Source organism: Klebsiella sp. HMSC16A12, from assembly GCF_001808265.1.
GTDB lineage: Bacteria > Pseudomonadota > Gammaproteobacteria > Enterobacterales > Enterobacteriaceae > Klebsiella > Klebsiella pneumoniae.
Map to the genome: position 1 here is coordinate 1 of NZ_KV792544.1, position 19,961 is coordinate 19,961.

Consider the following 19,961-nt stretch of genomic DNA (forward strand, 5'->3'; position numbering starts at 1 on the left):
CCGTTGTCCTCCTGCCAGTCGCCGCCGGCATACTCATAGATCCGGCGGAAGCTGACCTCCGGAGTCAGGTTCTTGTAGTCCTTACAGGCCAGCTCGCAGGTTTTGCATCCGGTACAGCGAGCGGAGTCGATAAAGAATCCATATTGCGTGCTCATGGTTTACTCCTTAAACCTTCTCGATATCGACCAGGTTGGTATGCTGTGGATTCCCCTTCGCCAGCGGCGACGGGCGGTGGGTGGTCAGGGTATTCATGCAGGCGCCATGGTCGATCCGATCTCCGGTCATATTGGCGTCGTGCCAGGCGCCCTGGCCCATCGCCGAGACCCCCGGCATGATGCGTGGCGTCACTTTCGCCGGAAGACGGACTTCGCCGCGCTGATTAAAAACGCGCACCATATCGCCGTTTTTAATCCCGCGTTTTTCCGCGTCAAGCGGATTGATCCATACTTCCTGGCGACAGGCCGTTTGTAATACATCAACGTTGCCGTAGCTGGAATGGGTGCGCGCTTTATAGTGGAAACCAAACAGCTGCAGCGGATACTGGCTGCGCAGCGGATCGTCCCAGCCTTCAAATGTGGAGGCGTAGACCGGCAGCGGGCTGATAACTTCGTCTTTCTCCAGCTGCCAGCGGGCGGCAATCTCTGCGAGTCGGCTGGAGTAGATTTCAATTTTGCCGGACGGGGTTTTGAGCGGATGCGCTTCAGGATCGTGCCGGAAGTCGCGATAGGCGACGAAGTGGCCGTTCGGGTCTTTGCGCTTGTAGATGCCCATTCGCTTCAGATCCTCGTAGGCCGGCAGCGCCGGATCTTTCGCCACCATTTTGGCGTACAGATACTGCAGCCACTGTTCCTGGGTACGTCCCTCGGTAAAACGTTGATGCACGTCGTCGCCGAGCCGTTTCGCCACTTCGCTTAGGATCCAGTAAATCGGTTTGCGTTCGAACTTCGCTGAGGTGGCGGGCTGAATAAAAATCAGATAGCCCATATTGCCGGCGTAATCGTTAGGAATGATATCCTCCTGCTCAACGGTCATCAGGTCGGGCAGCAGCAGGTCGGCGTATTTCGCCGACGAGGTCATAAAGTTGTCGATAACCACAATGGTTTCGCACTTGCTTTCATCCTGCAGAATTTCGTGGGTCTTATTGATGTCGGAGTGCTGGTTGATGATGGTGTTGCCCGCGTAGTTCCACAGGAACTTGATCGGCACATCCAGCTTCTCTTTTCCGCGTACGCCATCGCGGCTGGCGGTCATCTCTGGACCGCGCGCGATGGCGTCGGTCCAGGTAAAGCAGGAGATGGCGGTCTTCACCGGGTTTTCCAGCACCGGCAGGCGCTCAATGGTGATGGTGTAGGTTGATTCGCGGGCGCCGCTATTGCCGCCGTTGATGCCGACGTTGCCGGTTAAGATCGGCAGCATGGCGATCGCCCGGGCGGTGAGTTCGCCGTTTGCCTGGCGCTGGGGCCCCCAGCCCTGGCAAATGTAGGCCGGCTTGCTCATGCCGATTTCGCGCGCCAGCTTAATGATGCGATCGGTGGGGATACCGGTAATACGCGAGGCCCACTGCGGCGTTTTAGCGATCCCGTCGTCGCCCTCGCCGAGGATATAGGCTTTGTAGTGACCGTTCGCCGGCGCCCCGGCCGGGAGCGTTTTCTCGTCGTAGCCAACGCAGTATTTATCAAGGAAAGGCTGGTCCACTAGATCTTCGTTAATCAACACCCAGGCGATACCGGCCACCAGCGCGGCGTCGGTGCCGGGGCGAATGGGGATCCACTCATCTTCCCGACCGGCGGCGGTATCGGTGTAGTGCGGATCGATGACGATCATTCGCGCGTTAGAGCGCTCGCGGGCCTGCTCCAGATACCAGGTAATGCCGCCGCCGCTCATCCGGGTCTCCGCCGGATTGTTGCCGAACATCACTACCAGCTTGCTGTTTTCAATATCCGAGGTGCTGTTGCCGTCGTTACTGCCGTAGGTGTAGGGCATGGCGCAGGCAATCTGCGCAGTACTGTAGGTACCGTACTGGTTAAGCGAGCCGCCGTAGCAGTTCATTAAACGCGCTACCGGCGACGCGGAAGGCGACGAACGGGTGATGTTGCCGCCGACGATCCCTGAAGAGTAGTTAATGTATACGGCTTCGTTGCCATACTGCGCTACCACGCTCTTCAGGCGGTCGGCGAGGGTATCCAGCGCCTCCTGCCAGCTGATGCGGACAAATTTGCCTTCTCCGCGCTTGCCGACGCGCTTCATGGGATAGTTAAGGCGATCCGGATGATTGATGCGCCGGCGAATCGAACGCCCGCGCAGGCAGGCGCGGACCTGATGGTCGCCGTAGCGGTCGTCGCCGGTGTTATCCGTTTCGACGTAAACCACTTCATCATCACGCACGTGCAGCCGCAGGGCGCAGCGGCTGCCGCAGTTAACCGAGCAGGCGCCCCAGACAATGCGGGTTGTGTCGCCTGTAGCCTGTTGTACCGCCGCCGCGGCGCGGCGCAGCGTAAAGGGCAGGGTCAGCCCGCCGGCGGCCAGCGCCAGGGAGCCGAGGGCTGTGGATTTGAGTAGCGCGCGTCGGCTGACGCCGCCGGGAGATTCCTGATTCGACATTGCTCACTCCATGATCGTTATGTTGTACGGAGAAGGGCCGCTGTGCCATTAACAGACGCAGGGGTGAGCGATAATACGTTATGGGTAGCCAGTAGACCTTATCCCTGGTCAATGCAGGGATAAGATCTTTCATTTGAAACCGAAGAGGACTTACTGAGCGTCGTTTTCGGCGGGACTGTCGCTGTTACGCGTATAGGTGATTTTGAAGGTGTCGTTGGCGCAATGACCGACCACCTGAACCCCGGGCTGGTCTGCCTGATCGTTTGGCACAATGGCCAGGCTGAAGGCGGTTTCCGGTACGCCATTGTTGATGATCTTCTGCTGGATGTCGCTTTTGACCCGTTCACAGGAGTCGGGAGCCGCCAGTACGGCCGTGGAGCACAGCAGTAGCGCAGCGCCGGTGCAGAGGGATAGTTTCATCTTACGCTCCTTATCGATGTTATCCAGATTTAAGCATAGCAGAACTGGTGTAAACAATTGTATTTGCTAATATGATCGGATGTACACAAAAGGAATCGTCTGTGAAAAGATTGTATTGGCTGATCCCGGCAGCGCTGCTGCTGACGGCATGCGACCGTAAAAGCGCCCCGGACGCCTTCACCCCGGAAATGGCGAGTTTTTCCAATGAGTTTGAGTTTGATCCCCTGCGCGGGCCGGTGAAAGATTTTAGCCAGACGCTGCTGGATGAACACGATGTGGTGGTCAAGAAGGTGAGCGCTCAGCTCTCCAGGGAAGGGTGTTTCGATCTGCTGACCCTGGAAGATGTGGAGAACAAAACCGGCGCCACGCTGCTGCTGGACGCCAACTATTACGTCGACGGGCGCACCCACGAGAAGCGGCTGCGCCTGCAGGGCAAGTGTCAGCTGGCGGAGATGCCTGCCTCCGGGGTGAGTTGGGAGACGGATGATAACGGTTTTATTATCAGCGCACGCGGCAAAGAGACCACCGCCACCTACCGCTATGACAGCGATGGCTATCCGCTGGGAAAAACCACCACCGCCAAAGAGGAGCGATTTACCGTCGCCTCAACGCCGTCAAAGGATCCGCGTAAGAAATTGGACTATACCGCCATCAGCACCTTCAACGATCGCACGCTGGGCACGGTGCGTCAGACCTGCGACTACGACGATCACGACAATCCGCTGAGCTGTGAGCTGCAGGTGATCGATGAAAGCGTCCAGCCGCCGCTGACCCGCCACTACACCATTAAAAACCGTATCGATTATTACTGAGCCGTCGGCTTCAGCAGGGACGGCCCGGACGTTTTGTGCTCGGCCAGATACTGGTGCTGGAACAGGCACATGCGGATGGTGTTGCGGTACTCGCCGTTAATGAAAAACTCATGGATCAGTTCACCCTCGACCATAAAGCCGAGCTTGCGGTAAATATGGATCGCTTTTTCATTCTCTTTATCAACGATTAAATACAGCTTATACAGATTGAGCACGGTAAAGCCATAGTCCATCGCCAGGCGTGCGGCGCGGGTGGCGAGACCTTTTCCCTGGAAGTCGGGGGAGATGATGATCTGAAACTCGGCCCGGCGGTGCACATGGTTGATTTCAACCAGCTCCACCAGTCCGGCTTTATCGCCATTGCATTCGATGACAAAGCGGCGCTCGCTTTGATCGTGAATATGTTTGTCGTACAGATCGGAGAGCTCAACGAAGGCCTCGTACGGCTCTTCAAACCAGTAGCGCATGACGCTGGCGTTGTTATCGAGCTGGTGGACGAAGCGCAAATCTTCGCGCTCAAGCGGGCGGAGTTTGACGTGTAGCGCGTCGGTCATGGAGATTCCTGTGGTCAAAACGGAAAAGGGATTACAGAAAGGCGGCGCCCGCAGGCGCCAGCGTGGTCAGGGAGCGGCTCAGGGATTGATCGCGCGGCCGGTGCGACGGTCAAGACAGCGCAGGGTGTTTGGCTCCCAGTAGGCATTGACGTTGGCGCTCTTCTGGCAGTTATCCTGCGCGTCGAAAGCGACATCGGCTTTATCCCACTCTTTTTCCGCCCGTTTGTTCACCTTCTGGCGCAGGCTGCGGGTGTCGTTCCATTGCTCTTTTTCCATCGACGCCTGCTGACGGCTCTGCGCGCTGTCGCCAGATTCAATCACCAGCCGGTCGGTGGCGGCATAGGAGCTGGAGGTGTAGACCACAGCGCTTAACGCCAGAATGGCGGTCAGGCACCAGCGTTTATTCAGTGTCATGTTCATCACGATTTCCTTTAAGTGATGGGTTAACCCTCAGGTTCAGTTTACTACAGCTCTTTTGTCGGGCATAGCCGGCAAAACAGCGTGGGGCAGAGGCCATTATCGCGTAGAATGGTTCAACGCTTTGTCTCTTTTACGAATCTTTTAATGCTCAAAACAACGCTGCTGTTCTTTGCTACCGCTCTGTGTGAAATCGTCGGCTGTTATCTACCGTGGCTATGGCTCAAGCGCGGGGCAACGCCGCTGCTGCTGATCCCCACCGCCCTGGCGCTGGCGCTATTCGTCTGGCTCCTGACGCTCCATCCGGCCGCCAGCGGGCGGGTATATGCCGCCTACGGTGGGGTGTACGTTTGTACCGCATTGCTCTGGCTGCGGGTCGTTGATGGGGTCAAATTAACCCATTATGACTGGGCGGGCGCGGCCATCGCCCTGTGCGGTATGCTAATCATCGTGGCGGGGTGGGGACGGGCCTAAGCCCGTCATGTGTGATCCCTGCCGCTTTTTTCAACCCTAATTCTTGTATGGTAGTCGACCTGTTGCCTTACTTATCAGACATCCTATTTAAGTATGACTCTGTAAGGAACAACGATGGCTATCGAGACTCTTGCCGCCCGGACCGGGGCGACGCCGTTACGCATCCGTCGGGTGCAGAAGATCACCCTGACGCTGCTGTTTATCGCCGGTATCGTCAACTTTCTTGACCGCTCTTCGCTGAGCGTCGCCGGGGAGGCGATACGCGCCGACCTGGGCCTTAGCGCCACCGAGTTTGGGGTGCTGCTCTCCGCCTTTTCGCTCTCCTACGGCTTCGCGCAACTGCCCTCCGGTATTTTGTTGGATCGCCTGGGACCACGGATTGTGCTGGGCGCCGGGCTGATTTTCTGGTCCGCGATGCAGGCCCTGACCGGGATGGTCAATTCGTTCTCGCATTTTATTCTGCTGCGCATTGGCCTCGGGATCGGCGAAGCGCCGTTTATGCCAGCCGGCGTGAAATCGATCAACGACTGGTATGCGCAAAGAGAGCGCGGCACGGCGGTGGGAATATTCAACTCCTCGACGGTGCTGGGCCAGGCTATCGCCCCGCCGGCCCTGGTCATCATGCAGTTGGCCTGGGGTTGGCGAACGATGTTTGTGGTGATTGGTTTAGCCGGGATCGTGGTCGGCCTGTGCTGGTATGTGGGCTACCGTAACCGTCGGCAGTTTACCCTGCAGGAGGAGGAGCAGCAGTATCTGGCCAGTGAGGAGGCGGCCCGCCCGGCGCTGAAGTTTAGCGAATGGCTGGCTCTGTTTAAACGGCGGACTACCTGGGGGATGATCCTCGGCTTTTCCGGTGTGAACTACACCGGCTGGCTGTATATCGCCTGGTTGCCCGGCTATTTGCAGGCGCAGCAGGGGTTAAGCCTGGCCCGTACCGGCTGGGTGGCGGCGATCCCGTTTCTTGCCGCGGCGGTGGGGATGTGGGTCAACGGCCTGGTGGTCGATGCCCTGGCGCGCAGAGGCTACGATCAGGCGAAAACCCGCAAAACGGCGATTGTTATCGGTCTGGTGCTGTCGGCGCTGGGCACCTTGCTGGTGGTGCAATCGTCCACGCCAGCCCAGGCGGTGGCTTTTATCTCCATGGCGCTGTTTTGCGTTCATTTTGCCGGGACGTCCGCCTGGGGGCTGGTGCAGGTAATGGTGGCGGAGCATAAAGTGGCTTCGGTGGCGGCGATCCAGAACTTCGGCAGCTTTGTGTTTGCCTCTTTCGCGCCGATCGTGACCGGCTGGGTAGTGGATACGACTCACTCTTTCAATCTGGCGCTGGTGATCGCCGCCGGGGTGACCTTTGCCGGGGCGCTGTGCTACTTCTTTATCGTCAAAACTCGCATCGATTAGCAACGCTCGGCGATTCGTCAACAGCAGGCCCGCAGGGACGCGCGGCCGCCATGTTCTTCTCCTCCCGTTACCTGCGCTATCCTGTCACTGCGGCGATTGCAGCCACGTGCCCCGTGCTTTATCAGGCGAGATCTTCTTGTATGGTAGTTGACAGAAATCAAAGATGTTATACCAATTGCGTGAGATGGTTGAGGCACAAAGGCATTCTCCTCGAGAGTTCTCCCCGAGAATGGTTGATGGGCTACATAACAACGAGAGTCATCATGGAAAACACCCTCTTAACCGCTAACGCCACGCTGCCGACCTACGATCGCAGCGCACTGATCCCCCGTATCGTTCATCTTGGTTTTGGCGCGTTTCATCGCGCTCATCAGGCTGTGTATGCCGATATACTGGCCAGCGAGCACGGCAGCGACTGGGGCTACACCGAAGTTAATCTGATTGGCGGCGAGCAGCAGATCGCCGATCTCCAGCAGCAGGATCTGCTGTATACCGTCGCCGAAATGTCCGCCGACGCCTGGACCGCGCGCGTGGTTGGTGTGGTGAAGCAGGCGCTGCACGCCGGGGTTGATGGTCTCGAAGCGGTGCTGACGGCGATGTGCCAGCCACAGGTGGCCATTGTCTCCCTGACGATTACTGAGAAAGGCTATTGCCATTCGCCAGCCAGCGGCGAACTGCAGCTCGATCACCCGCTGATCGCCGCCGATCTGCATAACCCGCACCAGCCAAAATCGGCGGCGGGGGTAGTGGTGGAGGCCTTATCTCGCCGCCGGGCGGCCGGCCTGCCTGCTTTTACCGTGATGTCCTGCGATAACATGCCGGAAAATGGTCACGTGATGCGCAACGTCGTCTGCGCCTACGCCCGGGCTTTAGACGAGGATCTTGCCGCATGGATAGAGCAGAATGTCACCTTTCCGTCGACGATGGTGGACCGGATTGTCCCGGCGGTGACTGCCGAAACCCTCGATAAAATTACCCAGCTGACCGGGGTGCGCGACCCGGCCGGGGTGGCCTGCGAACCTTTCCGTCAGTGGGTGATTGAGGATAACTTTGTTGCCGGACGTCCGCAGTGGGAGAAAGCGGGAGCGGAACTGGTCGCCGACGTGGTGCCTTTCGAAGAGATGAAGCTGAGAATGCTCAATGGTAGCCATTCGTTCCTCGCTTATCTCGGCTATCTGGCCGGTTATCAGCATATCAACGACTGTATGCAGGACGATAACTACCGTCGCGCGGCGCTGTCGTTGATGCTGGACGAACAAGCACCAACGCTGAAGGTGCAGGGGGTGGATCTGTCACGCTATGCCAGTTTGCTGATTGACCGTTACTGCAATCCGGCTCTGAAGCACCGTACCTGGCAGATAGCCATGGACGGCAGCCAGAAGTTGCCCCAGCGCATGCTGGACTCCATACGCTGGCATCTGGTGCATCAGCGTGATTTTACACTGCTGGCGCTGGGCGTGGCAGGGTGGATGCGTTACGTTGGCGGCGTTGACGATGCGGGCCAGTCAATCGAGATATGCGACCCGTTGTTGCCGGTTATCCAGCAAGCGGTGGCTGCCAGCGCCGATGGCGAAGCGCGAGTCAAAGCGCTGCTGGGTATTGAGGCTATTTTCGGCGTCGAACTGCCGCAGGAGTCACGCTTTGTCACGGCGGTGACCCGCGCCTACTTAGCGCTGCAGCGGCAGGGGGCTAAAGCTACCGTCGCCGCGTGGGCCGCCGCGCAATAATCTTTTTCCGGTGTCGGTCCCGGGGTCGACACCGGCTCTTCAGTTATTTCTACGATACTCTGCTGATGTCTATTTTTTGCTAGCGATCGGTTTTAGCAGACGCAGAATATGATCGAACGCAATGTCTATACATAACTCTATATTTCCCTGATTTACTAAAGACAATTAGCTGTTATTTTTCCGAACAATGGCTGGTATTTCACCGCAATAATGGCATAGTTAAGTTATTGAAAAAGAACTTTCTCTGCAAAAGGAGTACGGGCCATGTATAAAAAAATTTTATTGCCTGTTGATGTCTTTGAAATGGATTTAAGCGATAAAGCGGTGCGTCACGCGGAATTTCTCGCTTCGGCCGAAAATGGCGAGATCACCTTGCTCAACGTTCTGCCGAACAGCAGCCGTTCGCTATTGCGCGGTTTTACGGCGGATATTCGTAAGTTTGAAGCCTATATGAAAGAAGAGTCGGAGAAAAAAATGCGCGAGGTGGCGCGACTGTTCGCCATCCCCATGACGCGGATCCATACCCGCGTAGTCTTTGGCAACGTGCGTGACGAAATTCTGGCTATCAGTAACAACGAAGAGTTCGATGTCATTGTGATTGGTTCCCGCAAACCGGGGATCTCCACCCATCTGCTGGGCTCCAACGCCGAGTCAATTCTGCGCTACGCCAAAACGCCGGTATTGGTCGTTAGATAATCCCTTCAATGACGACGGCTGCGTCGGCCATGCCGGCAGCCGTCTGACTCTTATTCTTCACTAAACCAGTCGCGGTTCTCCTGGCGAATCAGCAGTACGGATTCGCTGATTTCATGCAAATGGATACTCATGGCTTTTTCTACCGCCTCGGCATCGCGTTTTTCCAGCGCGGTGAAAATCTCATGATGCTGGCGCAGAAGCATCTCCGGAGAGGTGACATGGTCCAGACTCATATAGCGGACGCGATCGATGGCGGCTTTAATATTTTCCACCGTCTCCCAGGCCAGCTGACAGTCGGCGATAATCGACAGCTTCTGGTGAAATTCATCATCGAGCAGGAAAAAGTCGTTTAACTGCTGCCGATCAACGGCAATACGCTGCTGGTGAAGATTCTGTTCCAGCTGATAAAGTTGCTCTTCGTTAATCATGCCGGCGGCACGGCGAACCACCGCGCACTCAATCGCCTGGCGGACGAAGCAACCATTACGCACCTGCGACAATGAGATTTTATTGACGTAGCTACCGCGCTGGGGACGAATCTGGATAAGTCCGTTTTCCGCCAGCTTAATGAAGGCTTCGCGCACCGGCTGACGAGACACCGCAAAACGCACGGAGACTTCTTTCTCCGACAGCGGTGTACCAGGCGGGATCAGGCAGTGAACGATATCCCGGCGGAGGATGCGATAAATTTGCTGATTGACGGGTTGCGTCGGATTCAGTTGCGATTCTGCGGCCATTGATGGTTACTTTTTAGGGGGTTATGCGCACTATTTTACGCGTTTTTTGCGTTTCCGCCCATACCCGGCCCGCAGGCCGGGTGGCTGACGGTTAGCCCTGACGGTGAACGCTGAGTCCGGCAAAGCTCTGACTCACCGGCATCATCTCCAGGGTGTTGATGTTGACATGTTTCGGCAGGGTGGCGACCCACCAGACCGCCTCGGTCACATCTTCCGGCGTTAGCGCTTGGGTATTTTCGTAAGCTTTTTCGGCTTTAGCGTCATCGCCCTTAAAGCGGACGTTAGAAAACTCGGTGCCGCCCACCAGACCCGGCTCGATGTCGGTCACGCGCACCGCGGTGCCGTGCAGGTCGGTACGAAGATTGAGGCTAAACTGACGGACAAAGGCTTTGGTCGCCCCATAGACGTTTCCGCCGGCGTAAGGCCAGCTGCCTGCCGTAGAGCCGATATTGATGATATGGCCGCGATTGCGCTCCACCATCCCCGGCAGCACGGCGCGGGTCATGTACACCAGCCCTTTATTATTGGTGTCGATCATATCTTCCCAGTCTTCCACACTGGCGCGGTGCGCCGGCTCCAGACCAAGCGCCAGGCCGGCGTTGTTCACCAGCACATCGATAGCCTGCCACTCGGCCGGCAGGTCAGCAATCAGCGTCTCAATGGCGGCGCGGTTGCGGACGTCAAGTTGCGCGATATAAAGGTTATCGCCCAGCTCGTCTTTCAGCGTCTTCAGGCGCTCTTCACGACGACCGGTGGCAATCACTTTATGACCGTTAGCGATAAAACGGCGAGTAATACTTTCACCAAAACCGGCGGTGGCGCCGGTGACCATGATAATCATCTTACTGTTCCTCAACGCTTTTTGTGTTTTCATACCATAGCACGCACAGGCGGCGACCGGTAACGGAAATCATTGCGACCCCTTAAGGAGAGGCCTAATCTTACAGCATTAGCCTGTACAGGAGAGAAAGATGTCCGAACGAAACCCCTTTTTTAGCGTCAGTACGTTGCCTTACCAGGCGCCGCCGTTCGATGTGATTGACGACAGCCACTATCGCCCGGCGTTTGATGAGGGCGTCCGGCAGCAGCGGGCCGAAATTCGCGCTATTATCGACAATCCGCAGCCGGCCAGTTTCGCCAACACGCTCGAGGCGCTGGAGCAGAGTGGTCAGCTGCTGGCGCGGGTGACGCGGGTCTTTTTCGCCATGGCTGGCGCCCATACCAATCCTTATATTCAATCACTGGATGAACAATTTTCCGCCGAACTCGCCGAGCTGGGGAATGACATCTGGCTTAATGCGGCCTTGTTTCAGCGCGTGAACAGCGTCTACGAGCAGCGCGATGCGCTGGCGCTGGACAGCGAGTCCTATCGTCTCCTGACCCTGACGTGGCAACGTTTTGTTCACGCCGGGGCGACGCTGGCTCCCGAGCAGCAGGCGGCGCTGCGCACACTGAACACCGAAGCGGCTACGCTGCAAAGTCAGTTCCAGCAGCGACTGCTGGGAGCGGCAAAAAGCGGCGGCCTGGTGGTTGATTACAGGCATCAACTGGCTGGCCTGAGCGATGAGGAGATAGCGGCGGCGGCTGACGCAGCGCGTGAAAGAGGGCTTAGCGACCGCTGGTTGCTGACGCTGACCAATACCACCCAGCAGCCGCAGCTGCTTGCGCTGCGCGACCGGCAAACGCGGGAGAATCTCTTCGCCGCCGGCTGGACCCGCAATCAGCAGGGCGATGAGCATGATACGCGTGACCTGGTACTGCGGCTGGCGGCGATCCGCGCGCAGCAGGCTGAGCTGTTGGGAGCCGCTGATTACGCCAGCTGGGCGCTGACCGATCAAATGGCGGCTTCCCCGGCGGAGGCATTGGGCTTTATGCGTCAGATCGCGCCGGCGGCGCGGGCGCGGGCGGAACGTGAGTTGGCGGACATCCAGCAGGTGATCGACAACGAAGGCGGGGGTTTTCGCGCGACGGCATGGGACTGGCTTTACTACAGCGAGCAGGTGCGGCGGGCTGCCTATGCCATTGATGACGCGCAGCTCAAACCCTATTTTGCCCTCGAGCGGGTGCTGCACGACGGCGTCTTCTGGACGGCAACGCAGCTCTTTGGGCTGCGCTTTGTTGAGCGCTTCGATATACCGGTCTATCACCCGGATGTGCGGGTCTGGGAGATCTTCGATCACAACGGCGAAGGGATGGCGCTGTTTTACGGTGACTACTACGCTCGTGACTCAAAGAGCGGCGGCGCATGGATGGATGTGTTTGTCGAACAGTCGACTCTGCGCGCGCAGCGCCCGGTTATCTACAATGTCTGCAACTACGTCCGCCCGCAGGCAGGGCAAAGCGCGCTGCTGTCGTGGGATGAGGTGATCACCCTGTTTCATGAGTTCGGCCATACCCTGCATGGGCTGTTCGCCAGCCAGCGCTACGCCAGTCTCTCGGGGACCAACACGCCGCGCGATTTTGTCGAATTTCCTTCGCAGATCTTCGAACACTGGGCCAGCCAGCCGCAGGTGTTTGCCCACTACGCGAAGCACTACCAGTCCGGGGAGCCGATGCCGCAGGCGCTACGCGACAATATGTTGCGTGCGGCAACCTTCAATAAAGGGTACGACATGAGCGAGCTGTTGGCTGCTGCGTTACTCGATATGCGGTGGCATAGCCTGTCGACCTCGGCATTACCGGAGGAGGTGGACGCGTTTGAGCAGCTGGTGCTTCGGGAAGAGAACCTGGATCTGGCGGCGGTCCCCCCGCGCTATCGCAGCAGCTATTTCTCCCATATCTTCGGCGGCGGCTATGCGGCAGGCTATTACGCCTATCTGTGGACCCAGATGCTGGCCGACGACGGCTATCAATGGTTCGTGGAGCAGGGCGGTTTGACCCGTGAGAACGGTCAGCGTTTCCGTGAGGCGATTTTATCACGCGGGAACAGCACTGATTTAGCTGAACTGTATCGCCAGTGGCGCGGACACGATCCGCAGATTGAGCCGATGCTGAAAAATCGCGGGTTGAGTGCGTAGGGCAATTTTAGTCTGACAAGATAACCGGGCGCGCTGCCCGGTTTTTTGTCTGATCTAGTCGTAACCTTATATTTCTTTTACCTCACGCTGCCTAAATCTCTATCGCTCTCTCTCCCTTTAAGCATTAACGTGGCTTCTTCGATACGAATGAAGCGCCCGGAATCATCTATTTCAGCGAACATATAAACTTCCATGTCCACCTCTTCTCCGCTGCGCCTGGTGCACAGAACGCGATGCCTTGTGGCATAAAGATTCCCGTTACGAAGTTCGTCATGTAACTCAATTTTAGCGAAGGCGATAATTTCCCGGAGTCTACGCGCATGCTGAGCAAAGCCATCTAATCCTTCCCACTTGTTATCAGTACGCTGCCGATAACCGGGACTAAAATAGCGACTGAGTATCCGATCCAGTGGTATCTGTTGGTGGTTGATAATGTCATCCAATACCCTAGTAATAGTAATCATTTTGATGGTTAGTCCTCTGTGAAAGCGATGAATACTTTACAATCGACTAACTGGCTTCAGTACGGTATAAAAGACATTAAACACCTCAAACACGCCAATATGCACGATCCATTGATTCCATTCGAACCGGTGTTTTCCCCCCAGGGACCCACTTTACTCGTCGCGGTACGTCAGTCTGAGGTAATACGGGAGACTCCACGCCACCATCACAGCTGTGGGCAGTTAATCGGTGCCATACGTGGGCTACTTACGGTCGATGGCGGTGATTGTCGCTGGGTGGTACCGGCAACACATGCCGTCTGGATACCGCCAGGTGTTCCGCACGGCCTGCGCTCGCACGGTCCATATTCAGGATGGAGTGTTTATGTTTCTGCCAAAGCCTGTGGCGAGCTACCTGATAAGCCATCTGTTCTCTCAATGACAAATCTGCTGCGTGAAGCGATAACGCGAGCGGCTGCATGGCAAGGTGTAGAGCTTAATGCGTCCCAAAAACGTTTAGCTGGCGTTATTCTTGATGAAATTGGTTCCCTTCCCAGGGTTAATCTTGGGCTTCCAATGCCGCAAGATAGCCGATTGCTCAGAATCGCGCAGGCGCTGTCAGCAAACCCGGACGACGGGCGCAGGTTGGAAGAATGGGCAGCCTGGGCCGGCATGTCATCACGCACCCTCACGCGACGATTCCGAGCCGAAACGGGTTTTAGCTTCAATGAATGGCGACAGCGGATACGCTTACTCAGGGCTCTTGAGCTACTGGCTGCCGGCAAGCCAGTGACGGCGATAGCGCTGGATCTGGGATATGACAATGTGAGTGCCTTCATAGGCTTGTTCCGTCGGATGTTCGGCACTACTCCAGGGCGGTATAAAATTTAATTATCTCTTCGCTGAATATGATGCGTTATCCGCCGCTTTGATTACGTTTGTCATGGGCTGAGAGGGGCAAGTAATTCGGGCCCCTGATTTTTCACATTGCCGACCGCCCGCGTTACCGGGTGCCAGGTAAAATCGTCGGCGGAAACGGCTCCGTCGCTGGCAATCTCCGCCGCTTCCGCGCCGGTGACATCCTGCCTCATCCATTCGCGGGCGGCTTCAGGCGTCAGGACCAACGGCCGACGGTCATGAATATCGACAAGACCGCGATCGGCGGCGGCCGTCACGATCAAGAATCCTTCGGCATGGTCCCCACGTTCGAACGGAGTCCGACCAATCGCGGCCATAAAAATTGGCTGGTCATCCTTACGCTGGATAAAGTATGGCTGCTTTTTATTTCCTTCCTTTTTCCACTCAAACCAGCCGTCGGCGAAGCAGATCGCCCGTCCGTGCTCCCACAGCGGCTTGAACATCCTGCTGGAGGCTGCAGTCTCAACCCGGGCATTAATCAGCGGCGGTTTATCCCACCATCCTGGCGCATAGCCCCAGTAAACGGCATCGAGATGGAGTTGCTCATCGCGTTCATTGAGGAGTAAAACTTTTGTCCCGGGCGCGACGTTATAGCGCCCGATAGGCGCCGGGTCCCAGGCAATATCTCGTTCGGCCGCTTCCACGAGATGCGCCAGGTATTCCTCCCGGCTTTGTGCTTGCGCAAAACGTCCGCACATAGCCACCTCCAGCGTGATGTCTGACTAACAGTATAGAACAGCTGCAAAACGGTGTTTTCACCTGCCCAAATACCACGCTCCTTCCACGTCAGTAGACCATTATTTCAGGCCGTCATCTTGCCTGACGTCGCGACAGTACACGCTGGGCGTTAGGCCTGGCATCGTCCGTTTATGCTTCATCGTTATTACCCTAACGCCTGTCTGATAAAGGAAATCGTTTTTACTCTTTTTTTATCTTTCAGAATTATCGCACGGAGTTTTACCTTTGTCTGAAATGGTTGTCGCTGGGTTGTATTTGAAAACATCCACCCCTTATTATTTAAAAAATCATCTTTATCTTTTAAAAGGTTGTTATGAGTAACTTACTATTATTAGTCCTGGCGGTGGTGTTATTGTTTACATCTTTGTTTTTTGGCCTGTCCTATGTTAGAGAAAGAAGAAAAATGAAGATGCGCTTTAATAAATTCCGACGTTAACCGATCCTTCCTGCGGAAAGCGCAAGAGCAACAGATGAGAATCTCGTTAACTCTTGTTTGGTAGCTATTTGGAATTTTTTCATAATATTGATTTTGTGAGAGAAGACCGTCTTATGGCTGATGCCCAGTTCTTGCGCTATCTGCTGATTGTTCATTCCCGTTCTGATCGCATCGATAATATAAAGTTGTGATTTGGTCAAGGTTAACCGAGGGCATTTGACACAGCGTCTGCTGTCTTTTTCCAGCCCACCGCAACTAGATGTTGTCGACTCCGTCAGACGTTTTGCAATCTGATTTTTTACGCGGCGCAAGTCGCTGTTCATGCTGATAAAAGTGGCATCGCGTAGACAAAGTGGTAACCGTTCAACCTGCAAAGCGCTGTCGGTGGCGACGAAAATAAAAATAGACGTGTGCGGAGGGAGTTTTTTGAAAAACGGGTGGCATAGATAATGTTCACCAGCGGCCATTTCTGTGAACAGCATATCAATCGGACCTAATATATCTGTGGAATAGTCCACAACGGAATACGGTTCCCGGATGTGTTCTTCCTTCGCGATCTCGCTAAGCAGTTCGCAAATTCCGCGATTAAGAAATATGTTTTCAGTGTTAATTAAAATATCAGGCATAGTCATGGCGATCGTGAAAGTTGTCATGCATTTAAAGTGGAGAAAATTAAATGCGTATGCCTTTAGGATATTTCTAATAATCAACAAATGCAATAAGTCTAATTTTGGACTTTGAGCTGGCGAGTAAAATTAATGGTATATTAATCAATGGCTTATTTTTTAGCGTTGCGCGGGCATGACCGCTAATTTGGCACAAACTGCTTAAATTGCTTATATTGCATGCGTTAATTCTGGTCTCAAATATATTAATCAGAGTTACTTATTCACTGTATGAATTGCTTTTTCAAAAATACCTTTTGCAGGCGCGGGTCCTTGAGGAGATTGCGCCTGAGCGAAACCTGGGGTGGTCATTGATAAAAAGGGGCGGGGTAGACCCGCCGCTGCGGAGAGTGAACAGCAACGGCGTACAACAGAATCAGTTATCAGGATTGTTGGAAATGCTTTTCCACACCATTCCCAGGCCGATCAACATCGACGCGAAGAGGGCGAACAGGGTGGTTGAGATAAAAATGCTGGCCATGGCGGTGCCTCAGAAAGTGCGTATGCAGATCATTAGGCACGGTGTCGGATGAAAGGTTCCTTACCCGGCCGGGTATATTTTCACTAGCGGCGTCCGGTTGACGGCAACAAGGCGAATGCCACGTCGAAGCGCCGCTGTTGGCAAGGGGATTCTGACAGGCAGCCGGGTTGCTAACCGCGCTGTTCAAGGGGAGAATACACAACGGCAAGGGGGGAGCGATTCGGACGTTGACATCCCCTTAAACAAGTTATATATACATGTCGCTTCTGTTTATTGAATGTTAAACAGCATCAGTTATGGGACTCAGAAGCGCCACAGCCCCCGCCGTCGGGCGGGGGTAACTTCGCCAGCGGCATGCTTATTTTTCACTGAGGCTGGCGAAGAAAATTTTTTTATTTCGGGTCTTGAAAAACGCGCCTTAGATATTATTTTATATAGCGGACAAGCAATGCTTGCCTTTATGTTGAGCTTTTGAATGGATATTCAGGAGGTTAATTATGGCACTCAAAACCTTGTCAGCACTCCCGGTATTTGCTGATTCTCTTTTTGCCGATCGCTTTAATCGTATTGACCGTCTTTTCAGCCAGTTAACGGGCGATACGCCGGTGGGCACTTTACCGGCTTATGATTTACAGAAAGTCGACGACAGCAATTTCCTGCTCAGCGTCAGCGTGCCTGGCTGGAAAGATGATGAGCTGGAAATAGAAACCGTAGGGGGGAATCTGCATATTTCCGGGAAACGCCAGGAAACCGATGCCTCGACAGACAGCGGTGAACGCTGGATTTATAAAGGTATCCGCCGTGCTAATTTCCAGCTCAGTTTCTCTCTTCCTGAACACGCCCAAATTAATCAGGCGCAGCTGGATAGCGGCATCTTAAAAATAGCCATCCACCAGGAAATCCCGGAGAGCGAAAAACCGCGTAAAATTGCGATCGAGAATCAGGGGCGCGTGATAGAACATAAAGTTTGATTCACCGTTGTTCCGACGATGTAACCTTAAAGGCCCGCCCTGCGGGCCTTTATCCTTTCCCCCTGAAAATATAAATGGCCCCCCGACGACAAAGAAATCGATATGCTATTCTGTTAACAGACGCAGTGAGTCTGCTATTTCTTTCAATTTCGGCGAGGAGGAAGAATGACTGACGAGATCGATAGCGACGCAAACAATACGCATGAACTAACCGCTGAAGTGGCTCGGGCGCTGATCGCGCGCGGTTGGCGACTGACCACGGCGGAGTCCTGCACCGGAGGGAATCTGGCGGCAGCGCTCTGTGCCCAGGCGGATACCGCGGCATTTTATGATACCGGCGTAGTGACCTTCAGCGATGAAGCCAAGCGCAACGTGCTGCAGGTTCGCGCGGAAACCCTGGCGGTACACAGCGCCGTCAGCGAAGCCTGCGTTCAGGAGATGTCCTCTGGTATTCTGGCGCTCGCCGGGGCCGATATCGCCATCGCCGTCAGCGGCTACGCCGGACCGGAGGGCGGGGAAGATGGTACTCCCGCCGGCACGGTATGGTTTGCCTGGAATTTTCGTGGCCAGACTGAAACCAAACGGATGTGCTTTGCCGGCGACTGTGAGACCGTGGTGGCGAAAGCGGTACGATATGCCCTGGCGGCGCTGAGCGAAAAGCTTGCCCACTGGCAGTGACGATGCCCGGGTGCGCGGCCTTACAGGTCCATTGCCTGGCGCGCTACCGGCCAGCAGATCTCCCCGATGCCGTTAAGGCAGGGTCGGGAAAAAAGAAAGCCCTGAAACAGGCGAATGCCCACCGACTGCAGCCAGCACCACTCCTCCAGGGTTTCGACACCTTCAGCCACCACCGTAATGCCAAGATCCTCGCAGCAGCGGACGACCGAGGCGACAATCGCCTGTTTGGTGCCGCTAATATGGATATCGTGCACCAGTTCCGCATCCACTTTGATTTTATCAGGCTGAAAACGGGTCAGTAACGACAGGCCGGAATAACCTGCGCCAAAGTCGTCGATGGCCAGCTTCATGCCCGCGACGCGCAGGGCTTTGAGCACCTTGCGGAACTGGTCAAAGCAGGTGATCACCTCTGTCTCGGTCACCTCGATCAGTACCTGATCCGGTCTGAGGCCGGCCGCCAGCAGGCTGTCCATCAGCCAGCCTACGGCGTCAGGGTGGTGATACAGCGATCCGGGCAACAGGTTAATCGCCAGCTGATGTTTCCCGAGCGGCAGCTGGCCGGCGAGAGCGAATGCATACGCTTTGCTTTCAATATCAAAACGGTAGCGATCCTCCGCCGCAATGGCGGCAAACATTTCCACGGGAGAGCCGCCGGTTGGGCTGCGGATCAGAGCCTCAAAGGAAGAAACTCGCTTTTTAGCCGGCTCGACAATAGCCTGCAGAGCAAACTGGCAAGGTTGACCGGGCAGGTGCTGCGGCGCGGCCGTACCTGACGCGGGCATCATCATCCAGCGAGAGGGCTGCAGCGGCTCGGGCAGGCAATAGCGGCCGCCGTCGGCAATGAAGGCGCTAAGCAGCCGGAACATCCGGTCGTTGACCGGTTCGGTGACCCCAAACGTGCTAAAGCGCAGAATTTCCTCCAGCGCGCCATCGGTTTCAAACAGCCGGAGATCCAGTATGCGCATTCCGGTGCCGTGAAAACGTCGGTAGGCTGAGTAATCGCGCATCAGCTCCACTACGTCGCGATGACGCGGGTCGCTTTGGATTTCGCTGAACAGCGACTCAAGTGCCTCCTCAGTCCCTTCCAGGACCTGGAAAAACTGCAGGCCGTTAAACAGCAGAATGCCGGTGATGCCAAGGGGCAAATTTTTACTGCTGGCGCGATGGACTAAAGCGTCGAGATCGACGGGCGGGCGGTCAGGATGAACCTGGCTGCGGTAAATCAGGGTGGTTAGCATAGTTGTTACGATCGCTCCCGCGGCGTAAGAACATCCGCGCTCAGCATGCAAGATGAGTATGGCCTGACCCTAAAGGAGGGCGAGGCTGATATGTACAAACATTCAACCAACCGTGATGTCCGCTACGCGGAACGCGAGCTTCACTTTGTGATTCCCTCCACTTTACAGGGAATTACACATTTGGCTATCTTTTTCTCATCCTCAATGCAAAAAGACGCTAACAGGCCTCTCATTCCCTCCTCAGACACTGGCGCTGCGTCTTATTTTACCTGTTAATATTCGCTACCAGGAATTATCCTACCATTCTATTTCCCACTCTCAAAAATGAGGCGCTGGTCTTGCCTGAATATAATCGAGTGAATATTATCACTCTAAATTAAATTCTTTTGTCAGGTTTGATATGAGCGACTTCTTTATTATTTTGTGTCTGATTTTATGTCCCATCATTTCTTTATGGAGTGGCTTTTCCTATATTCCGGAAAGGCGCAAGAGACGGTATGTTTTCCGTTCCAGAAGATGATTGTTTGACAAAATAAAACG

25 protein-coding genes and 1 pseudogene are annotated in these 19,961 nt (G+C 55.4%); 13 read left to right on the top strand and 13 right to left on the bottom strand.

Annotation, left to right across the window (positions count from 1 at the left end; translation table 11 throughout):
* The 3 genes from HMPREF3140_RS04020 to HMPREF3140_RS04030 form a co-directional block, all read right to left on the bottom strand.
* A partial coding sequence (locus HMPREF3140_RS04020; RefSeq protein ID WP_049124291.1) for a 4Fe-4S binding protein occupies window positions 1-155 on the bottom strand: 155 nt, incomplete at its 3' end.
* A gap of 10 nt (window positions 156-165) precedes the next feature.
* Window positions 166-2,601: a selenate/tellurate reductase subunit YnfE gene (gene ynfE, locus HMPREF3140_RS04025; protein WP_070552854.1), complete on the bottom strand. Its 2,436-nt coding sequence runs from the start codon at window positions 2,599-2,601 to the stop codon at window positions 166-168.
* 150 nt (window positions 2,602-2,751) lie between these two features.
* Window positions 2,752-3,021 (bottom strand): DUF1161 domain-containing protein, encoded by a 270-nt coding sequence (locus HMPREF3140_RS04030; RefSeq protein WP_002903714.1) that lies wholly within the window; start codon window positions 3,019-3,021, stop codon window positions 2,752-2,754.
* Window positions 3,022-3,122: 101 nt separating this feature from the next.
* Here HMPREF3140_RS04030 and HMPREF3140_RS04035 point away from each other — a divergent pair, with 101 nt between their 5' ends.
* Window positions 3,123-3,833 carry a YnfC family lipoprotein gene (locus HMPREF3140_RS04035; RefSeq protein ID WP_070552855.1) on the top strand — a complete coding sequence of 237 codons (711 nt, stop codon included), beginning with the start codon at window positions 3,123-3,125 and terminating at the stop codon, window positions 3,831-3,833.
* Here HMPREF3140_RS04035 and speG read toward each other — a convergent pair.
* Together speG and HMPREF3140_RS04045 are read right to left on the bottom strand one after the other, a co-directional pair.
* On the bottom strand, window positions 3,827-4,387 hold the full coding sequence (gene speG / locus HMPREF3140_RS04040; RefSeq protein WP_004179730.1) for a spermidine N1-acetyltransferase: 561 nt from the start codon (window positions 4,385-4,387) through the stop codon (window positions 3,827-3,829). The two genes, HMPREF3140_RS04035 and speG, sit on opposite strands and share 7 nt — an antisense overlap.
* A gap of 78 nt (window positions 4,388-4,465) precedes the next feature.
* Window positions 4,466-4,807 (bottom strand): DUF1283 family protein, encoded by a 342-nt coding sequence (locus tag HMPREF3140_RS04045; protein WP_002903720.1) that lies wholly within the window; start codon window positions 4,805-4,807, stop codon window positions 4,466-4,468.
* Window positions 4,808-4,915: 108 nt separating this feature from the next.
* Between HMPREF3140_RS04045 and HMPREF3140_RS04050 the strand changes: the two genes are divergently transcribed.
* The 4 genes from HMPREF3140_RS04050 (at window position 4,916) to HMPREF3140_RS04065 (ending at window position 9,099) form a co-directional block, all read left to right on the top strand.
* Entirely contained in the window at window positions 4,916-5,278 is a 363-nt protein-coding gene (locus tag HMPREF3140_RS04050) for a YnfA family protein (RefSeq protein WP_004219442.1), read from the top strand.
* A gap of 114 nt (window positions 5,279-5,392) precedes the next feature.
* Window positions 5,393-6,676 (top strand): MFS transporter, encoded by a 1,284-nt coding sequence (locus HMPREF3140_RS04055; RefSeq protein WP_002903724.1) that lies wholly within the window; start codon window positions 5,393-5,395, stop codon window positions 6,674-6,676.
* A gap of 263 nt (window positions 6,677-6,939) precedes the next feature.
* A complete protein-coding gene (locus HMPREF3140_RS04060) occupies window positions 6,940-8,403 on the top strand; it encodes a mannitol dehydrogenase family protein (RefSeq protein WP_021314212.1) in 1,464 nt (487 codons plus the stop codon).
* Window positions 8,404-8,667: 264 nt separating this feature from the next.
* Complete coding sequence (locus HMPREF3140_RS04065; protein ID WP_002903728.1) at window positions 8,668-9,099, top strand: universal stress protein; 432 nt, start codon at window positions 8,668-8,670, stop codon at window positions 9,097-9,099.
* Between the two features lie 50 nt (window positions 9,100-9,149).
* Here HMPREF3140_RS04065 and HMPREF3140_RS04070 read toward each other — a convergent pair whose 3' ends face one another.
* Together HMPREF3140_RS04070 and ydfG are read right to left on the bottom strand one after the other, a co-directional pair.
* On the bottom strand, window positions 9,150-9,836 hold the full coding sequence (locus HMPREF3140_RS04070; RefSeq protein WP_002903730.1) for a GntR family transcriptional regulator: 687 nt from the start codon (window positions 9,834-9,836) through the stop codon (window positions 9,150-9,152).
* Window positions 9,837-9,927: 91 nt separating this feature from the next.
* A complete protein-coding gene (gene ydfG / locus HMPREF3140_RS04075) occupies window positions 9,928-10,677 on the bottom strand; it encodes a bifunctional NADP-dependent 3-hydroxy acid dehydrogenase/3-hydroxypropionate dehydrogenase YdfG (protein ID WP_002903733.1) in 750 nt (249 codons plus the stop codon).
* A gap of 130 nt (window positions 10,678-10,807) precedes the next feature.
* Here ydfG and dcp point away from each other — a divergent pair, with 130 nt between their 5' ends.
* The gene (gene dcp, locus HMPREF3140_RS04080; RefSeq protein WP_016946663.1) at window positions 10,808-12,853 is read left to right on the top strand and encodes a peptidyl-dipeptidase Dcp; all 2,046 of its coding nucleotides are present in this window, start codon (window positions 10,808-10,810) and stop codon (window positions 12,851-12,853) included.
* A gap of 77 nt (window positions 12,854-12,930) precedes the next feature.
* Here the strand turns inward: dcp and HMPREF3140_RS04085 are convergent, their stop codons facing one another.
* A complete protein-coding gene (locus tag HMPREF3140_RS04085) occupies window positions 12,931-13,317 on the bottom strand; it encodes a nuclear transport factor 2 family protein (protein WP_002903735.1) in 387 nt (128 codons plus the stop codon).
* A 99-nt stretch (window positions 13,318-13,416) separates the two neighbouring features.
* On the opposite strand from HMPREF3140_RS04085, the gene HMPREF3140_RS26895 reads away from it, so the two are divergent.
* Window positions 13,417-14,187, top strand: coding sequence for an AraC family transcriptional regulator (locus tag HMPREF3140_RS26895; protein WP_223203126.1), 771 nt, complete (start codon window positions 13,417-13,419; stop codon window positions 14,185-14,187).
* A 50-nt stretch (window positions 14,188-14,237) separates the two neighbouring features.
* Here HMPREF3140_RS26895 and HMPREF3140_RS04095 read toward each other — a convergent pair whose 3' ends face one another.
* Window positions 14,238-14,912: an SOS response-associated peptidase gene (locus HMPREF3140_RS04095; protein ID WP_004176282.1), complete on the bottom strand. Its 675-nt coding sequence runs from the start codon at window positions 14,910-14,912 to the stop codon at window positions 14,238-14,240.
* 171 nt (window positions 14,913-15,083) lie between these two features.
* Here HMPREF3140_RS04095 and HMPREF3140_RS28590 point away from each other — a divergent pair.
* Window positions 15,084-15,211 (top strand): annotated as a pseudogene (locus HMPREF3140_RS28590) (hypothetical protein).
* 54 nt (window positions 15,212-15,265) lie between these two features.
* Window positions 15,266-15,388 carry a small membrane protein gene (locus tag HMPREF3140_RS28120; protein ID WP_004143611.1) on the top strand — a complete coding sequence of 41 codons (123 nt, stop codon included), beginning with the start codon at window positions 15,266-15,268 and terminating at the stop codon, window positions 15,386-15,388.
* On the opposite strand, the gene HMPREF3140_RS04110 is transcribed toward HMPREF3140_RS28120, so the two are convergent.
* From HMPREF3140_RS04110 to HMPREF3140_RS29545, 3 genes are all read right to left on the bottom strand, one after another.
* Window positions 15,385-16,020 carry a helix-turn-helix transcriptional regulator gene (locus HMPREF3140_RS04110; protein ID WP_023286395.1) on the bottom strand — a complete coding sequence of 212 codons (636 nt, stop codon included), beginning with the start codon at window positions 16,018-16,020 and terminating at the stop codon, window positions 15,385-15,387. The two genes, HMPREF3140_RS28120 and HMPREF3140_RS04110, sit on opposite strands and share 4 nt — an antisense overlap.
* Window positions 16,021-16,087: 67 nt before the next feature.
* On the bottom strand, window positions 16,088-16,210 hold the full coding sequence (locus tag HMPREF3140_RS28595; protein WP_004225117.1) for a hypothetical protein: 123 nt from the start codon (window positions 16,208-16,210) through the stop codon (window positions 16,088-16,090).
* 219 nt (window positions 16,211-16,429) lie between these two features.
* The gene (locus HMPREF3140_RS29545) at window positions 16,430-16,525 is read right to left on the bottom strand and encodes a YnaM/YnfT family protein (protein WP_271229884.1); all 96 of its coding nucleotides are present in this window, start codon (window positions 16,523-16,525) and stop codon (window positions 16,430-16,432) included.
* On the opposite strand from HMPREF3140_RS29545, the gene HMPREF3140_RS28600 reads away from it, so the two are divergent.
* From HMPREF3140_RS28600 to HMPREF3140_RS04130, 3 genes are all read left to right on the top strand, one after another.
* Window positions 16,485-16,586 (top strand): hypothetical protein, encoded by a 102-nt coding sequence (locus HMPREF3140_RS28600; protein WP_223174615.1) that lies wholly within the window; start codon window positions 16,485-16,487, stop codon window positions 16,584-16,586. The genes HMPREF3140_RS29545 and HMPREF3140_RS28600 overlap by 41 nt on opposite strands.
* Before the next feature lie 445 nt (window positions 16,587-17,031).
* Complete coding sequence (locus HMPREF3140_RS04125) at window positions 17,032-17,505, top strand: Hsp20 family protein (protein WP_002903808.1); 474 nt, start codon at window positions 17,032-17,034, stop codon at window positions 17,503-17,505.
* 165 nt (window positions 17,506-17,670) lie between these two features.
* Window positions 17,671-18,183, top strand: coding sequence for a 2-oxo-tetronate isomerase (locus HMPREF3140_RS04130; protein ID WP_002903810.1), 513 nt, complete (start codon window positions 17,671-17,673; stop codon window positions 18,181-18,183).
* A 20-nt stretch (window positions 18,184-18,203) separates the two neighbouring features.
* Here HMPREF3140_RS04130 and HMPREF3140_RS04135 read toward each other — a convergent pair whose 3' ends face one another.
* The gene (locus tag HMPREF3140_RS04135; protein WP_021314208.1) at window positions 18,204-19,421 is read right to left on the bottom strand and encodes a diguanylate phosphodiesterase; all 1,218 of its coding nucleotides are present in this window, start codon (window positions 19,419-19,421) and stop codon (window positions 18,204-18,206) included.
* Between the two features lie 400 nt (window positions 19,422-19,821).
* Here HMPREF3140_RS04135 and HMPREF3140_RS28125 point away from each other — a divergent pair, with 400 nt between their 5' ends.
* On the top strand, window positions 19,822-19,941 hold the full coding sequence (locus HMPREF3140_RS28125; protein WP_139104297.1) for a small membrane protein: 120 nt from the start codon (window positions 19,822-19,824) through the stop codon (window positions 19,939-19,941).
* Window positions 19,942-19,961: the final 20 nt, after the last annotated feature.

Coding starts and splice junctions, on each gene's coding strand:
- HMPREF3140_RS04055 (WP_002903724.1), top strand. CDS start 5,393: ATGGCTATCGAGACTCTTGCCGCCCGGACCGGGGCGACGCCGTTACGC.
- speG (WP_004179730.1), bottom strand. CDS start 4,387: ATGACCGACGCGCTACACGTCAAACTCCGCCCGCTTGAGCGCGAAGAT.
- ynfE (WP_070552854.1), bottom strand. CDS start 2,601: ATGTCGAATCAGGAATCTCCCGGCGGCGTCAGCCGACGCGCGCTACTC.
- HMPREF3140_RS26895 (WP_223203126.1), top strand. CDS start 13,417: ATGCACGATCCATTGATTCCATTCGAACCGGTGTTTTCCCCCCAGGGA.
- HMPREF3140_RS28125 (WP_139104297.1), top strand. CDS start 19,822: ATGAGCGACTTCTTTATTATTTTGTGTCTGATTTTATGTCCCATCATT.
- HMPREF3140_RS04095 (WP_004176282.1), bottom strand. CDS start 14,912: ATGTGCGGACGTTTTGCGCAAGCACAAAGCCGGGAGGAATACCTGGCG.
- HMPREF3140_RS04070 (WP_002903730.1), bottom strand. CDS start 9,836: ATGGCCGCAGAATCGCAACTGAATCCGACGCAACCCGTCAATCAGCAA.
- HMPREF3140_RS04085 (WP_002903735.1), bottom strand. CDS start 13,317: ATGATTACTATTACTAGGGTATTGGATGACATTATCAACCACCAACAG.
- HMPREF3140_RS28120 (WP_004143611.1), top strand. CDS start 15,266: ATGAGTAACTTACTATTATTAGTCCTGGCGGTGGTGTTATTGTTTACA.
- HMPREF3140_RS04135 (WP_021314208.1), bottom strand. CDS start 19,421: ATGCTAACCACCCTGATTTACCGCAGCCAGGTTCATCCTGACCGCCCG.
- dcp (WP_016946663.1), top strand. CDS start 10,808: ATGTCCGAACGAAACCCCTTTTTTAGCGTCAGTACGTTGCCTTACCAG.
- HMPREF3140_RS04110 (WP_023286395.1), bottom strand. CDS start 16,020: ATGACTATGCCTGATATTTTAATTAACACTGAAAACATATTTCTTAAT.
- HMPREF3140_RS04030 (WP_002903714.1), bottom strand. CDS start 3,021: ATGAAACTATCCCTCTGCACCGGCGCTGCGCTACTGCTGTGCTCCACG.
- HMPREF3140_RS04050 (WP_004219442.1), top strand. CDS start 4,916: ATGGTTCAACGCTTTGTCTCTTTTACGAATCTTTTAATGCTCAAAACA.
- HMPREF3140_RS04045 (WP_002903720.1), bottom strand. CDS start 4,807: ATGAACATGACACTGAATAAACGCTGGTGCCTGACCGCCATTCTGGCG.
- HMPREF3140_RS04060 (WP_021314212.1), top strand. CDS start 6,940: ATGGAAAACACCCTCTTAACCGCTAACGCCACGCTGCCGACCTACGAT.
- ydfG (WP_002903733.1), bottom strand. CDS start 10,677: ATGATTATCATGGTCACCGGCGCCACCGCCGGTTTTGGTGAAAGTATT.
- HMPREF3140_RS04125 (WP_002903808.1), top strand. CDS start 17,032: ATGGCACTCAAAACCTTGTCAGCACTCCCGGTATTTGCTGATTCTCTT.
- HMPREF3140_RS04065 (WP_002903728.1), top strand. CDS start 8,668: ATGTATAAAAAAATTTTATTGCCTGTTGATGTCTTTGAAATGGATTTA.
- HMPREF3140_RS04130 (WP_002903810.1), top strand. CDS start 17,671: ATGACTGACGAGATCGATAGCGACGCAAACAATACGCATGAACTAACC.